Source organism: Pseudomonas sp. P1_C12, from assembly GCF_056406435.1.
Genome location: NZ_JBFUAE010000007.1, coordinates 200,182 through 215,584, shown reverse-complemented (window position 1 = coordinate 215,584; position 15,403 = coordinate 200,182). Strand labels below are relative to the sequence as shown.

At 60.2% G+C, this 15,403-nt stretch carries 11 protein-coding genes and 1 pseudogene; 9 read left to right on the top strand and 3 right to left on the bottom strand.

Annotated elements, in window-relative coordinates; genetic code table 11:
- The first annotated feature begins 156 nt into the window (after nucleotides 1–156).
- Genes AC1D19_RS15045 through AC1D19_RS15020 form a run of 6 tightly spaced genes read left to right on the top strand, consistent with a single transcriptional unit; the run spans nucleotide 157 to nucleotide 7,407 of the window.
- Nucleotides 157–1,914 (top strand): carbamoyltransferase family protein, encoded by a 1,758-nt coding sequence (locus AC1D19_RS15045; protein ID WP_477753620.1) that lies wholly within the window; start codon nucleotides 157–159, stop codon nucleotides 1,912–1,914.
- A complete protein-coding gene (locus AC1D19_RS15040) occupies nucleotides 1,898–3,028 on the top strand; it encodes a glycosyltransferase (protein WP_477763690.1) in 1,131 nt (376 codons plus the stop codon). The genes AC1D19_RS15045 and AC1D19_RS15040 overlap by 17 nt, the downstream gene beginning before the upstream one ends.
- Nucleotides 3,028–3,924 (top strand): antimicrobial resistance protein Mig-14, encoded by an 897-nt coding sequence (locus AC1D19_RS15035; protein ID WP_477753618.1) that lies wholly within the window; start codon nucleotides 3,028–3,030, stop codon nucleotides 3,922–3,924. Before AC1D19_RS15040 ends, AC1D19_RS15035 begins: the two co-directional genes overlap by 1 nt.
- Before the next feature lie 8 nt (nucleotides 3,925–3,932).
- Entirely contained in the window at nucleotides 3,933–5,375 is a 1,443-nt protein-coding gene (locus AC1D19_RS15030; protein WP_477760293.1) for a PIG-L deacetylase family protein, read from the top strand.
- Complete coding sequence (locus AC1D19_RS15025; protein ID WP_477763689.1) at nucleotides 5,372–6,526, top strand: glycosyltransferase family 4 protein; 1,155 nt, start codon at nucleotides 5,372–5,374, stop codon at nucleotides 6,524–6,526. Before AC1D19_RS15030 ends, AC1D19_RS15025 begins: the two co-directional genes overlap by 4 nt.
- Nucleotides 6,523–7,407, top strand: a complete 885-nt coding sequence (locus AC1D19_RS15020) for a glycosyltransferase (protein ID WP_477763688.1) — start codon at nucleotides 6,523–6,525, stop codon at nucleotides 7,405–7,407. The genes AC1D19_RS15025 and AC1D19_RS15020 overlap by 4 nt, the downstream gene beginning before the upstream one ends.
- A 68-nt stretch (nucleotides 7,408–7,475) precedes the next feature.
- Here the strand turns inward: AC1D19_RS15020 and AC1D19_RS15015 are convergent, their stop codons facing one another.
- Together AC1D19_RS15015 and AC1D19_RS15010 are read right to left on the bottom strand one after the other, a co-directional pair.
- Nucleotides 7,476–8,699 (bottom strand): acyltransferase family protein, encoded by a 1,224-nt coding sequence (locus tag AC1D19_RS15015; protein ID WP_477753614.1) that lies wholly within the window; start codon nucleotides 8,697–8,699, stop codon nucleotides 7,476–7,478.
- Complete coding sequence (locus AC1D19_RS15010; protein WP_477760292.1) at nucleotides 8,699–10,561, bottom strand: O-antigen ligase family protein; 1,863 nt, start codon at nucleotides 10,559–10,561, stop codon at nucleotides 8,699–8,701. The genes AC1D19_RS15015 and AC1D19_RS15010 overlap by 1 nt, the downstream gene beginning before the upstream one ends.
- A 154-nt stretch (nucleotides 10,562–10,715) precedes the next feature.
- On the opposite strand from AC1D19_RS15010, the gene msbA reads away from it, so the two are divergent.
- The 3 genes and pseudogenes from msbA (at nucleotide 10,716) to hldE (ending at nucleotide 14,312) form a co-directional block, all read left to right on the top strand.
- The gene (gene msbA, locus AC1D19_RS15005; protein ID WP_477763687.1) at nucleotides 10,716–12,518 is read left to right on the top strand and encodes a lipid A export permease/ATP-binding protein MsbA; all 1,803 of its coding nucleotides are present in this window, start codon (nucleotides 10,716–10,718) and stop codon (nucleotides 12,516–12,518) included.
- Between the two features lie 104 nt (nucleotides 12,519–12,622).
- Nucleotides 12,623–12,784, top strand: a pseudogene (locus AC1D19_RS15000) (adenylyl-sulfate kinase); the annotation flags it as partial.
- 106 nt (nucleotides 12,785–12,890) lie between these two features.
- The gene (gene hldE / locus AC1D19_RS14995; RefSeq protein ID WP_477753926.1) at nucleotides 12,891–14,312 is read left to right on the top strand and encodes a bifunctional D-glycero-beta-D-manno-heptose-7-phosphate kinase/D-glycero-beta-D-manno-heptose 1-phosphate adenylyltransferase HldE; all 1,422 of its coding nucleotides are present in this window, start codon (nucleotides 12,891–12,893) and stop codon (nucleotides 14,310–14,312) included.
- Nucleotides 14,313–14,421: 109 nt separating this feature from the next.
- Here the strand turns inward: hldE and AC1D19_RS14990 are convergent, their stop codons facing one another.
- Complete coding sequence (locus AC1D19_RS14990) at nucleotides 14,422–15,390, bottom strand: metal ABC transporter ATPase (protein WP_477763686.1); 969 nt, start codon at nucleotides 15,388–15,390, stop codon at nucleotides 14,422–14,424.
- Nucleotides 15,391–15,403: the final 13 nt, after the last annotated feature.

Below are 15,403 nucleotides of genomic sequence, written 5' to 3'. Positions count from 1 at the left end.
GAGGCCCCGGCCGTAGTTGCATGCCGCTTGCGGCTAGAGGTTTGCCGCTGCTTTTACGCTATAATCCCGCCCTTTAGCTGTCTCTCGCCTCTTGCGAGGGCACATTAATTTTTGAGGCGCTTGCGCCTGCATGCAGACTAAAGAGGCTAGACCCCTGTGGCATTGACGATTCTTGGCCTGTCCGGCGCCCTTAGCCATGATCCTTCCGCAGCCCTGTACATCGACGGCAAGCTGGTCGCGGCGGCTGAAGAGGAACGCTTCGTACGCGATAAACATGCAAAGAACCGCATGCCCTACGAATCGGCGAAATTCTGCCTGGAACAGGCTGGCATCAAGCCGTCCGATGTCGACGTGGTAGCGATCCCGTTCGCCCCGATCAGTCTGTTCGGCAAGGCCCGCTGGCAGTACGCCAAGCGTTACTGGTACGCCCCGGACCGCGCCCTCGACGCGATCCTGATGGGCAACCGTCGCTACAAGCGCTATCGCAACAAGATCGTCTGGTGCCTGGAGCAACTGGGCTTTGATCCGAAGAAGATCAAGATCGAGCCGGTCGAGCACCACCTGGCCCACGCCTCCAGCGCTTATCACTGCTCCGGTTTCAAAGAGAAAACCGCGATCCTGGGCATCGACGGCAAGGGCGAGTACGCCACGACCTTTTTCGGTTACGGCGAAAACGGCAAGATCCACAAGATCAAGGAATTCTTCGATCCGGACTCCCTCGGCGGCCTGTACGGCGCGATCACCGAGTTCCTCGGTTTCGATATGCTCGATGGTGAGTTCAAGGTCATGGGCATGGCGCCGTACGGCGACGCCAGCAAATACGATTTTTCGCGACTGGCTTCGTTCGAAAACGGCGAGTTGGTAATCAACACCGACTACGCCAACGTCATCGGCCTGCGTCGCTACAAAGAGAAGGGCAAGGGTTACTACTTCTCGCCGAAGCTGATCGAGTGGCTGGGTCCCAAGCGAGAAGGCGACATCGCCGACGAGCCTTACATCCACTACGCCGCGAGCATTCAAGCGCTGTTCGAAAAAATTGCGCTGCAGATGATCGACTACTACCTGGGCGACGTGCTCAAGGAAACCGGCAAACTGGCCTACGCCGGTGGCTGTGCGTTGAACGTCAAGCTGAACCAGAAAATCATCGCCCGCGACGACGTCAAGGAGCTGTTTGTTCAGCCTGCCTCCGGCGACGCCGGTACCGCGGTGGGCGCGGCAGCCTATGTGTCCCACGCCCGTGGCGTACCGGTCGAGAAGATGGAACACGTCTACCTCGGCCCGTCGTACAGCAACGAAGACGTGATCGCCGCGTGCGCCCGTCACGCCAACAAGCCGACGTGGCGCAAGCTCGACAACATGCCGGAGCAGATCGCCAAAATCATGGTCGATGGCAACCCGGTGGCCTGGTTCCAGGGCCGCATGGAGTTCGGTCCGCGTGCATTGGGCGGTCGTTCGATCATCGGTTGCCCGAGCATTGCGGGCGTGGCTGACCGGATCAACCACCAGATCAAGTTCCGCGAGCGCTGGAGGCCTTTCTGCCCGTCGATGCTCGACACCGTGGCGCCGCAGATGATCAAGATCGATCACCCGGCTCCGTTCATGACCTTCACCTTCGAAGTGGCGGAAGAGTGGAAAACCCGCGTGCCGGAAGTCGTCCACGAAGACGGCACTTCCCGCGCCCAGGTACTCAAGCGCGAATACAACCCGCGCTACTACGACATGATGAAAGCGCTGGAAGTGCTCACCGGCAACGGCGTGTCGCTCAACACCTCGCTCAACCGTCGCGGCGAACCGATGATCTGCTCGCCGACCGACGCCCTGAACATGTTCTTCGGTTCGGATCTACAGTATCTGATCATGGAAGACATCCTGGTGGTCAAAGAGGGCGCGAACGCCTATGACACGTTCGGCTGAACGCCATGTGCTGCAGTTCTGCCACGGCTATGACGGGCCGTTCCTGGACTGCGCACGGCAGTACGCCAGCCTGTTCGCGGGGACCGGTTATCGAGTGACCACGGTGTTTCTCACCGGGGTTGCCGATGCCGAAGTCGCCGCGGGTTGTGCTTCCGATGAAGTGCTATTCATGGAGTACAGCTCCAAGGCCATTCGTGGCCTGAAGCTGGGTGCCATCGGCGATCTGCGCAAGATCGTCGCGTCGCGCAACTTCAGTTTCTGCATTGCTCACCGCTTCAAGCCGATCTATATCGCCTTGCTCGGCACGTCGTTGCCGGTGATTGGCGTGCATCACGCTTTTGACGATTACAAGCGTGGTAGCCGCAAACTGTTCGCGCATATTTTCCGCAAGCGTTTGAGTCTGCTCGGTGTGTCCGACGCCGTGCGCGACGACATGCGCAATTGCCTGCCGAAGTGGCCGGCTTCGCGGATCCAGACCATATACAACCGTATCGACGTAGATGCCTTGCAAGCCTCGCAGGTGTTGGCTCGCGAGGCCCGGGAAACCCTCGGGCTGGCGGCGGATGCCTGGATCGTCGGCAACGTCGGACGGCTGCATCCGGACAAGGACCAGGCCACGCTGTTGCACGGTTTCGCCGAGGCGTTGCCGGGGTTGCCGGCCAACAGTCAACTGGTGATTCTCGGTAAGGGGCGTCTGGAGGAAAACCTCAAGGCTCAAGCCCGGGAGCTGGGTATCGGTGACCGGGTTCTGTTTCTCGGTCAGGTGCCGGATGCGCGCAACTACTTCCGGGCCTTCGATGTGTTTGCCCTGAGCTCCGATCACGAACCGTTCGGCATGGTGCTGCTGGAGGCCATGGCCGCTGGTGTACCTTTGCTCGCAACGGCGTGCGGCGGAGCGAAAGAAGTGGTCGAAGGCGTGGGCATCCTGTTCCCGTTGGGCGATGCCGAGCGTCTGGCCCAAGGGCTGCAACATCTGGCTGGCATGGATGATCAGCAACGCCGACAGTGTGCCGAGTTAATGCTCGAGCGCTTGCGCGAACGCTTCTCCGATTGCGCGGTACGCGATGCTTTCTGGCATTTGCCGCATGTTACCGAACTGGCACAGAGGGGCTGATGCTCAACCGATTTCAAGGCTGGCGCGAGCGTGGCTGGGCGGTAGTCGACGGCTCGACATACGCCGAAACCTGGCAACGTTATGGCGGCAGTGTCGCGACTCATCCCATGGTGGTCGAGCGGCTGGCGCAACTGGCTGACATTCCGGTGCGTTACCTGGCCTGGGTGCAGGGCGATGAAGTCAAGGCGGCGATCCCGACCTGGGGCCGCGACTTGGCCTTGTCCAAGGACGTGCTCAAGCGTCGCGGCAAAAAAGGTCTGTTCGATCTGGGCAACGCCGAGATCATCCTGCCGGCCGCTGCCGATGCCCAGGTGCCATTGCGCCATCGCGCGCGGTATCTGTCGGCGCTGAACGAAGGCCGTTTCACTGGCATCAGGTTGCAGACCGAGCAACTGGCCATGGCCCGTACCCCCGAAGAGCTGTCGAAAAAGTTTCGCTATAACCAGCGCCGCGAGTTGCGCTTGCTGGAAGAGGCCGGTGGCGTGGTTCGACCGGTGTCCGAATTTTCCAGCTTCGATCTGGCGGCGATTTACTGCGACCTGTTCCAGCGCCGCTGGGGTTTCCCGGCGACGGGTGCCGAGCGCATGGCTGATGTCATCGAGTTGCTGCGCGAGTTGCTGATCGGTTCGGTGATTTTCCTCAACGATGCGCCGATTGCGATTCAACTGGTGTACCGCGTAGAAACCACGCAGTGGATCAGTGTCGAGTACATCAACGGCGGGGTCGATCCACAAACCCGTGAGTTCAGCCCCGGCAGCGTGCTGAGTTTCCTCAATACGCAAAGCGCCTGGGAGCATGCCCGGGCGCAGGACAAACCGTTGCGCTTTTCCTTCGGTCGCGCCGACCGTGAATACAAGGATCGCTGGTGCAACCCCGTGCCGGTCTTCACTGTATGAGCCAAGCCATGAGCCGCAAACAGCAACTGCTCAAGCGCCATCGGCGCAATAAACGCATAGGCCTGTTGATTGCGCTGGCGTTGTTGATCGTCATCGGTGTTCTGGTGGCCTGGTGGTTGCCGCTGGTGCTGGCGGTTCTGGGCTGGATTGCCCACGAAGCCTGGTTTGCCGACCATCTGTTCTACTCAGCGAAAGACGATTACCAGTACAGCTTTCCCCCGTACACGCCACAACCCAAGGTGCACCTGAGCGGTGAACATTTGCGGCTGGACGAGGGCGTGATGCTGGTCGACGACGCGACGCTGGTGCTGGCCCTGCGGGTAAAGAGCACCTGGCTGGGACGATTTATCGATCCGGTGGTGGAGTTGGCGGGTGGCGAAAACCCTGACCGACAAACCTTCGAACGGGGCGTGAACGGCCTGCGTTACCTCAATCTCAGTGGTCAGGCTCAGGCGTTGTCGCGCGGTGACCTGCGCTTGCGCGGGCGCTTCTGTCGCGTGTTTGGTGAGCCCGTGCTGTGGGCGTTCGAACATCCGGATTACCGGCGTCAGCGGGTGATGGTCATCGCCCCCCACGCCGATGACGCCGAGCTGGCGGCCTACGGTTTGTACAGCCAGGCCGACGAAACCTGGATCGTCACGCTGACAGCGGGTGAAATCGAAGCCGAACACTATCAGCAGATGGGCCTGAACAAGGTCGATGCGGCCCGCTTGAAAGGCCGTCTGCGCACCTGGGACAGCATCGCCGTGCCACGTTGGGCCGGTGTGCCCGAGGCTCACTGCGTACAACTGGGTTACTTCTGTCTGCAACTGGCGAACATGCAGGCCGCGCCTGCCGTGGCGGCGGGATCGCGGGAGGCGGATATGAGCGACACCCGGCTGTTCCGCCGGTTGAATCCTTTCGCGCTGCCTGGCGATGCCGATGGCGCGCCGACCTGGAACAATCTTCTGGCGGATCTGCGTGAGTTGCTGCTGCGGGCCCGGCCCGAGGTCATCGTCCTGCCGCATCCGACCCTCGATCCGCATCCCGATCATGTCTGCGCCCAGGCGGCAGTCCTCGAAGCCTTGCAAGGCCTGGACTGGCAGCCGGCCACGCTATTGGGCTATGCCAACCACCTGCACGACAACGACCGCTGGCCGATGGGCGATACCGGTGATGGCATCGCCTTGCCGCCTGCCTTCGATTCGGCCCGGCCGATGCAGCCTTATTGCCTGCCGATGCCGCTGGAGCAACAGCGAGACAAAGCCATGGCGTTGGGCATGATGCACGACCTGCAACCGGCGATGCCGTTCAAACGTCGCTTGCGTCGGCTGATCCAACGGTTGTTGGCCGGCCGCTTGCTGCCCACCTATGGCCAGAACGAATTCTTTCGCAAGGCAGTCCGGCGCCACGAGCTTTTGTGGTCCCTCAAGCACACACCAGGCAATGTTTCTCAGCGGGGAGAGTTATGAGTCAGCGGTCAAAGGTCCTGCAGCTGCAGCCTGACTACAACGTCAAAGCCCATGATTTCGCCGACCTCGCGGAGCAAATCGTCAAGGCCCTGCCCAGTGATCGCTATGAAGTGACCGCCGCGTTTCTGCGTGGCAAACCCGGGCCGGGCGAAGCAGTGAGCCGAGCCGACCGTTCGGTGTACTTCGAGTTTTCCGACAAGTCCCTCAAGGGCATGCGCCTGCGGGCCATGTGGCAGCTGTACAAGTTCTGCCGCCGGGAAAAATTCGATGTGGTGATCTGCAACCGCTTCAAACCGGTGAACATGATGCTGGCGCTCAACCGCTGGTTGAAAGTGTCGTTGTGCATTGGCATTTCCCACGGCTTTGGCGAGTACGACCGCTTTTACCGTCGCCGCCAGACCCAGCGCCTGATTGATCGTCACTGGCGCTTCGTTGGCGTGTCGCCTGCAGTGAAACAGTATCTGCTGGACTGTGACTGTGGCTTCACCGACCAGAATACCTACGCCATCACCAACGCCATCGACATCGAGCAAGCCGAAGGTCTGCAACACAGTCGTGAAAAGGCCCGTGAACTGTTGGGCATCGATCCGTCGGTGCGGTTGATCGGTGCGTTGGGGCGACTGGTGCCGGTCAAGGGCCATATCTATTTGCTGCAGGCCTTTGCCGCGCTCAAGGACAAATACCCGAATACCCAACTGGCGATCATCGGTGCCGGCCGCGAAGAGTCGCGCCTGGCCGCGGAAATCGACCGCCTCGGCCTCAGCGGTCGTGCCCATTTGCTGGGGTTCAAGGAAATCGCCCTGCAGTACATTCGCGCTTTCGATATCTGGACCATGCCCTCCCTGGCCGAAGGCCTCGGGCTGGCGCTGCTTGAAGGCATGAGCGGGCATTTGCCGGTGATTGCCTCGAACGTGCCGGCCATGTTGCCGCTCATCGAGGGCGCCGGTGGCCTGGCGATTACACCGAAGGATGTGCCGACGCTGCAGGCGGCGCTGGACACCTACCTCGGGCTGTCGGATGACGAGCTCAAGGCCAAGGGTGAGCAGGCCTTCCGTTATCTGCAGCAATACCATGACATCGAGGAGTTCCGTCGGGAATACCTCAATCTGATCGACTCCGGCCTGGAACAGGCCCGCAAGGAACAGCCATGAACGACGCGCAACCCATCGTCACGGTCATCATCGCGTCGTATAACCATGCCCCTTACATCGAGGAAAGCATTCTCAGCGTCCTCAACCAGACCTATCAGAACATCGAGTTGCTGGTGGTCGACGATGGCTCGAAAGATGACAGCGTCGAGCGGATCAAGGCGCTGCAGGTCATCCATGGTTTCGATTTCCGGGTGCAGGAAAACCAGGGGCTGACCAACACCCTCAATGGTGCGATTGCCCGGGCCAAGGGCAGCCTGATCGTGCCGTTCGGTTCGGATGACATCATGCTGCCGGAGCGAATCGCCACCCAGGTCGCTCATATGGACGGCAAACCCGAGGTCGGCATTTGCGCCGGCAACATCGAACTGATCGATGCCGACGGCAATCTCTACCCCGAGAAGCGCCAGCGCCGGGATGTGCCGTTCCGTCGCCTGGACTTCGATGACATGTTCCTGGAGCGCAAGCCCTATCCACCGGCACCCACGCTGATGATTCGTCGCGAAGCTCTGGACAAGGTGGGCGGTTTCGACCCGACCATTCGCCTGGAAGACTTGCTGATCGAGTTGAAGGTGACCCATGCCGGTTACTTCATCGACGGTCTGAATGTGTTGATGGCGCGTTATCGCAAGCACGCCACCAACTCCTACAAGAACCACCGCTTCATGATCGACAGCATCCTGCGCACCTACGCGCTCTTCAGCGATCACCCGCTGTATGACGAGGTGCGCTACAAGTTTCTCAATTCCATGTTCCTCAAGACCGCCAATCGTGATCGCAAGCTGGCGCGGGAGTTGCTGGCGCAGATTCCGTTCAAGGCCTGGAACAAGAAAACCTGGCGTGGGTTGGGCCGGATGTATTTCTCACGGTTGGAGAAAGACTGAGCCATAGGCTGGATTCAAGGGGGGTGGACGACGTGGCATTGTTCGCGGTGACATGCCTCGACGATTGCTCAACGTTGTTGAACCGTCTCCTCCAAAAGTTCTTTCCTCGGTTTCCTGTTCTGGCGTAACCAGTGCAGGGTTTTCTTGCCGGCATTGATACCGGGCTTTTCGATGTGCAGGTAGGTCAGGCTGCTGATGATGATCAGCAGGCAACTGCACACGGCCAGCAACGGCAGGAAGACCCACACTTCCCGGGCGTCAAGATGCAATACCGGCGGCAGTCGCTGCACCAGTATCCAGAGCACGAAACCGTGCAGCAAATACGTGCTGTAGCTGATTTCCCCTAGCCAGCGAATGCTGCGTGGTCTCAGGGCGCCGAACAAGGTGTTGCCGGACGCCACAATCACAAAAAACAGTGAAAGCAGCAGCAGCGCTCCCGGATTGAATGCCCGGTTGAACGCCGTAAAGGCGATCGCCAATGCGAGCAGGGCGATGATGCCCGCCAGCGGAGAGAGGCTCCAGGCGACCCATTGTGGACGGCGAACCCAGTACGCTGCAGCGATGCCACCGAGGAAACTGGCCAGGTAGTGCTTCTTCAGCGAGTGTTCCCAGCCGACCACCTGGTACAGGGTGTAGATGCCGATCAGGCACAGCACTGTCTGCATCCAGCCGCCGCGATAAATGAACACCATGGCGGCCAGTGGCAGGGCCAGGTAGAAAAACACTTCATACCCCAGCGTCCAGGTGACGTTGGAGATCAGCATGCCGGTCTGGTGGTACTGGTTGACGTCTGGCCGGTCGAAGATCAGCCAGGCCAGGGTCTGGCCAATGAGCTGGGTGCCGGAGTCCTTGAGTTCCCAGTCCTGCAAATAGAACACACAGACAAACACGGTCAACATCAGCGGCAGGTAGAGCGGGTAGAGGCGAAATAGCCGAGATACCGCAAATGCCAGCCAGTCGTGTTGCCGCCCGTGGGTGAGCAAGCGGTCCCAGAACAGAAAGCTGGTGATCATGAAAAAGAGGGCGACGCTACCCTGGCCGAGCTGCGAGTAGAAGTTGCTCGGCGGAAAATCGATCACGCCGGTTTGCAGAAAGATCCAGGTAATGATCGAGTGGTGCACGAACACGCCGAAGGCCAGATACCCGCGTAAGCCGTCGATGCCGGCAAAGCGGCTTTCGCCGCAATGCTCCAGCTGTCGGGTGAATCTCGGCACGCGGTGCAACAGTAGCGCAGCGGTCGCGATGGCGAGCAGGTAGGCCATCATCGCGATAAGGGGGTTGGTTTCTATCATCAGTGAGCCTGGGCCGAAGGACTCCCGGCCAGCACGTGTCTGTGCAAATTATCCACGTCGGCTTTCGAAGCCGCCGCGGCGTATCCCTGCAGCAGCGCTTCGAAGTGATCCTCGAACAGCCAGTGCCGATCTGATGCGTAGCGTTGCATGTGGCGCAGATTACGCCGCCGCAGCGAAGGGCTCAACGATGAAGGGTAAATTCGCAGGTCGGCCAGGTCGATCAGGCCGAACTCGCCGTCCTCCAGCACCAGCACATTGCCCAGGTGCAGGGAGCGGAAGTAGACCCCTTGCTGATGCAGTTGGGCCATGAATTTGCCGAAGCGCTCCACCAGTGCCTGGCGCACCGCCGGGGCGGTGATGCCTTGCAGGATCTGGCGCAGCGTGTTGCCCGGCAAGGGAGAGTAGTGCACAGCGGTGCTGCCGTCTTCGAACCGGTAGAGGTCGAGGATGTGCGGTGTCGGGATGCCCATGCTGCGCAGTTGCACGCTGTTGACGGCAAAACGATCGGAGTAGGGCGTGAAACTGCCCGAGGTGTACCAGCGGCGACGGCGGAACAGCTTGAGAAAGCTGCCATCGGTCAGGCGCAGGACTTTGGGGCCCAAACCATCTTCTTCGATGACCCGGGCATCGACAGTCAGCTGTTGCAGGGCGCTTGGCGTCGCGGTCTTGATTGGCATGTCCAGCAGGCGCCTGGCCCGTTGATTGATGCTCAACGCGGCAATCAGTGCCAACGGGATCCACAGCAGGAACCAGTGCTCCTTGGGGCGAGAGATAATCCCGCCACCTTCGGTCAGGCCTGCACCGATACCGAAGGCCAGCCAGGCGGAGGCAATGATAAACAGCGGTTGCACGCGATGGCGCCGGCTGCTGATGAAGCTCCACGCAAGGAAGAACAGCCATGGCAGCAGGCCGATAATGCCGACGTAGTAGAGCACGCCCAGGGCGAAGCTATGGGGCTCCTGAAGGAGGTAGCCGGCGCCGGGGTCCAGGCTCAGTCCGGCGTTGTAGCCGTGCCCGATCCATGGATGTTCAGCGATCCTGTCCAGGGCCAATTGCCAGAGTTCGATACGGAAGGAACTGCCTCTTTCGAAGATCTTGTCCGCAAACAACGCGAAAGTCGCCGTTCCTGCAATGAGCATGGAACCAAGCATGAAGACCGGGCGTCGATTCCAGCAGATGTAACACAGCCACAGCGCAGCCAGCGTCAGTGCAACCAGTGGGGTCCTGGAGCCGGTGGCCAGGACGGCGGCGAACATGATCGCCATCGCCGGTATGCTCAACCAAAGTACCTGGTGTCGCTTGCAGGTCATGCTCAGGCTCAGCCAGTAGGTACAGAAAAAGCCGAAAACGTGGGAGCTGAGCAGTGGATTGTCGAACGCACCTACTCCGATCAGGCGCATTTCCGGTTGGTAGATCAGACCGAACCTGTACAGGTTGTAGACCGTGGCGACCAGCGCCACAATCGCGGCGCAGAACAGCAGGGGCTGAATGATTTCGCTGCGATAGCGCACCAGCAGGTAGCAGCCAACGAACAGAAACAGGGTATGCAATGGCGGTTTGAACTGACCAAAGTCGATGTCGTTGCCTGGCCCCCAGCACAGGCTGAGCAGTGCCCACGCCAGAAACAACAGGGCTGCAATGACGATCGGTTCGTGCAGCAGTTCTTTGCTGAGCCGCGGACGCAGGCACAGCGCAATCAGTGCCGGAATGCTGAACAGGCCATAGTAAAGCTTGTGATGCACACTGCGCCCTGGCAGGAAAAACAGTGCACAAAGCAGCAATAAATAACCGAGCGGAAGGATCCACAAGCAAATGAAATCGAAGATTCTATTGGACGTGCTGTTCAACGCGTTTAATTGCATGCTGAGTAACTTATTCCTGAATTGAGCGAGCGTACCAAGGCAGGGACATTTGGTGGCTATTTGACGCGCCACAATACACAGACTGTATGCGATTGCCAGAACCCTGGGGAAGCTGTGCTAAAGTCAGCGTCCTTTTTATCGACAATCGCGTGATATGACCGACTCCAGTCTCTGCGCAAGCCCATCGAGCTTGAAAATCTACTTCCGTCTGCTCGGCTATGTCCGGCCGTACATCAGCCTGTTCCTGATCAGCATCGTCGGTTTTCTGATTTTCGCTTCGACACAGCCAATGCTGGGCTACATCCTCAAGTACTTCGTCGACGGTCTGTCCAACCCTGAAGCGGCGCTGTTTCCAACCGTGCCCTACCTGCGGGATCTGCAACTGCTGCAGGCGGTGCCGTTGTTGATCATCCTGATCGCTGCGTGGCAGGGATTGGGGTCGTACCTGGGCAACTACTTCCTGGCCAAGGTTTCCCTGGGCCTGGTCCATGACTTGCGGGTGCAGTTGTTCAACAACCTGCTGGTGTTGCCAAACCGGTATTTCGACAAGCATAACTCGGGGCACCTGATTTCACGTATCACCTTCAACGTGACCATGGTCACGGGGGCGGCAACGGATGCGATCAAGGTCGTAATTCGTGAAGGCATGACGGTGATCTTCCTGTTTGCCTCGCTATTGTTCATGAACTGGCGCCTGACGCTGGTCATGGTCGCCATCCTGCCGCTGATCGCCATCATGGTGCGCACCGCCAGCAAGAAATTCCGCAAGCAGAGCAAGAAAATCCAGCTGGCCATGGGGGACGTGACGCATGTGGCGTCCGAAACGATCCAGGGTTATCGCGTGGTGCGCAGCTTCGGCGGTGAAAAGTACGAAGAGAAACGCTTCTTCGACGCCAGCCAGGGCAACACCGACAAGCAATTGCGCATGACCCGCACCGGTGCCATCTACACGCCGCTACTGCAATTGGTGATCTACACCGCCATGGCCGTGCTGATGTTCCTGGTGCTGTTCCTGCGTGGCGATGCGTCCGCCGGCGACATGGTGGCCTACATCACCCTGGCCGGCCTGCTGCCCAAGCCGATTCGCCAGCTGTCCGAAGTCAGCTCGACCATCCAGAAGGGTGTGGCCGGTGCCGAAAGTATCTTTGAACAACTGGATGTCGCGCCCGAAGTCGATACCGGCACCGTCGAGCGTGACGTCGTCAGCGGTCGCCTGGACGTGCGCAACCTCAGCTTTACGTACCCTGACACCGAGCGTCAGGTGCTCAATGACATCAGTTTCTCGGTCGAGCCCGGGCAAATGGTGGCGCTGGTGGGACGTTCGGGCAGCGGCAAGTCGACCCTGGCCAACCTGATTCCGCGTTTCTATCACCACGACAAGGGCGAAATCCTCATCGATGGCGTCGAAGTGGAACAGTACAAACTGTTGAACCTGCGTCAGCATATCGCCCAGGTGACCCAGCACGTGACCCTGTTCAGCGACACCGTGGCCAACAACATCGCCTATGGCGACCTGGCTGGCGCACCCCGTGAAGACATTGAAAAGGCGGCCAAGGATGCCTATGCAATGGACTTCATTGCTCAGTTGCCTGAAGGCCTGGACACCCAGGTCGGGGAAAACGGCGTGCTGCTGTCCGGTGGTCAGCGCCAGCGCCTGGCGATTGCCCGGGCATTGTTGAAGAATGCTCCGCTGCTGATTCTCGACGAGGCGACTTCGGCACTCGATACCGAGTCCGAGCGGCATATTCAGGCAGCCCTGGATCAGGTCATGAAAGGTCGCACCACGCTGGTGATCGCTCACCGCTTGTCGACCATCGAGAAGGCCGACCTGATCCTGGTCATGGATCAGGGGAAAATCGTCGAGCGCGGCACCCATGATCAACTGCTGGCGCAAAACGGCTACTACTCGCGCCTCAACGCGATGGGCCTCGACGCCCCGGCCGAAGACATCGCCTGACCGCGAAAGGGCGAGCCTGGCTCGCCCTTTCGCGCACCCGACGTGCAACGCGTCCGGTGATTTGTATCCAGACCTTTACGCTTCTTGACCAAGCCGGAATTCATCCCATGGGTTTGTATCGGGCTGCCCGGGAAGGCCGGATCAAGGATTTCACCGGCATCGACAGTCCCTACGAGGCGCCGCTGCATGCGGAGTGTGATATCGATACGCAGGCGATGGAAATGAGCGACGCGTGCCGTCGTCTGGCGTTTTTTTTTGCTCAAAAAATGAGCAATAAAGCCCGGCGAATAATCCGGTTGCAGCCACCGCACAAGCCGACACCAACCCTGTGTTAATATCGCGCCCCTGTTCATTCTGTATGTGGGTTGCACCATGAAGTTGTCCATGCCGCGATTCGATCAAGCCCCCGTCTTGGTGGTCGGCGATGTCATGCTCGACCGTTACTGGCATGGTGGTACCTCACGGATTTCTCCTGAGGCGCCGGTGCCGGTGGTCAAGGTCGATCACATCGAGGACCGTCCGGGCGGCGCTGCCAACGTTGCCTTGAACATTGCCGCCCTGGGGGCCCCGGCCTCGCTGGTCGGTGTAACCGGCGACGATGAAGCCGCCAACAGCCTGGTCAACAGCCTCAAGGGCGCCGGCGTGCGGGCCATCTTCCAGCGCATTGCGCACCAGCCGACCATCGTCAAGCTGCGGGTCATGAGCCGTCACCAGCAATTGCTGCGTATCGACTTCGAAGAACCCTTCGCCACTGACGCGCTGGCGCTGGCCGTGCAGGTCGATGAGTTGCTCGAAGGCATCAAGGTGCTGGTGCTGTCCGACTACGGCAAAGGCGCGCTGAAAAACCATCAGGCGCTGATCCAGGCCGCCCGTGCCCGTGGCATTCCGGTGCTGGCCGATCCCAAGGGCAAGGATTTCTCGATCTACCGCGGTGCGAGCCTGATCACGCCGAATCTCAACGAATTCGAAACCATCGTCGGTGGTTGCGCCGATGAGCACGAATTGGTGAGCAAGGGCGCGCAGTTGATGCACGACCTGGACCTCGGTGCCTTGCTGGTGACACGTGGCGAGCACGGCATGACCTTGTTGCGTCCGGATCACCCGGCGCTGCACTTGCCGGCCCGTGCCCGTGAAGTGTTCGACGTGACCGGTGCCGGCGATACGGTGATATCCACTCTGGCGGCCGCGATGGCCGCTGGCGAAGAACTGCCTCACGCGGTGGCTCTGGCCAATCTGGCGGCCGGTATCGTGGTCGGCAAACTCGGTACGGCGGCCATCAGTGCGCCGGAACTGCGTCGTGCGATTCAGCGTGAGGAAGGTTCCGAGCGTGGAGTGCTGGGCCTTGAGCAGCTGTTGCTGGCGGTCGACGATGCCCGCGCGCACAACGAGCGGATCGTGTTCACCAACGGTTGCTTCGACATCCTGCACGCCGGTCACGTGACCTATCTGGAACAGGCACGGGCCCAGGGCGATCGCCTGATCGTCGCGATCAACGACGATGCATCGGTCAGCCGCCTGAAAGGGCCGGGCCGTCCGATCAACAGTGTCGACCGGCGCATGGCGGTACTGGCCGGTCTGGGTGCGGTGGACTGGGTCATCAGTTTCTCGGAAGGCACTCCGGAAAACCTGCTGAGCGCGGTCAAGCCGGACGTGCTGGTCAAGGGCGGCGACTATGGGATCGACCAGGTGGTCGGCGCGGACATCGTGACGGCCTACGGCGGTACCGTGAAAGTGCTGGGGCTGGTGGAAAACAGCTCGACCACGGCGATTGTCGAGAAGATCCGCAAGTCGTAGGAGCTGGCGTAGCCTGCGATCTTTTCCGGTAGCCTGGGGATCGTAAAATCAAAAGATCGCAGCCTGCGGCAGCTCCTACATGGAGTACGCAGGCTGCGATCTTTTGCGTTTAAGAGCTTACCTTTTTACGCGGCACAATTTTCTTCAGCAGTTGCTTGGCCTTGCCGCGCAACCGCGCCAGGCCTGAATCCTTCCCTGGCGGGGTCAGACCCTGCTGCCTCACCCAGTCCTTCCAGCGAATTCGCTCGTCGCGAACCAGCCAGCCTTCCTGTTGGGCGAAACTCTCGGCCAGGTATAGTCCGCGCGTGCTGGCCGGGTACAGCTGATCCTTTTTCAAGGTGTAGAGCTCAGCCATCGGGTGGCCGTCCTGCAAGGGCATCAAGTACAGATCGGGGCGCTTGCGGTCGAGGCGGGCGACGAGTTGATCGCCTTCCAGTCTTTCATCGACATGGAACAGGCTCAGGGATTTGGCTTCCCTGGGAGCGTCCAGGCGCAAGTCGTAAATCAGTTGCAGTGACGCCGTTGGCAAATGCACGTAAGCCCGCGGGCGCTCTATCAGCATCAGGTTGGCGCAACGTACCGGCCGCGCCGAGCCGGACAGTGGCGACAAGCGAAACGGCAGGGCTTCACGGTAATGCAGGGCGGCCGAGTAGGGCGTCGGCAGCCAGGTGTCATTGAACCGCCCACCGAGCCAGCCTTCCGGAGTTTCCAGCAGACATTCTTCGGCAATTTCCTGGATCGCCGTGTGCAAGGGCAGGTTCAGCTCATGGGCCGGCACGTAGCCGGAGATCAGCTTGAGCACCACATCGCCACGGTCCTGCCGGCGTTGGCGCACCAGCACCCAATAATCGCGATTCTGCCAATGCAGGGTCAGGCGCACCGAAACCCCGAGGTTGGCCAGCTCCAGGGCAAACCGTTCGCTGTCGCCGACCGTCACCGGCCGACGACGTTGCAGGGTCTGGGAGAAATTCAGCGGCCTGCCGACGCTCTGATAAGTCAGGCCTTCGGGGGTCGCTTCGACGAATAACGGCAGGGTCTTGAAGTTGCTCGGGTTCTTTCTGATGAGCGTACGCGACATGTCGGCTCCTGCT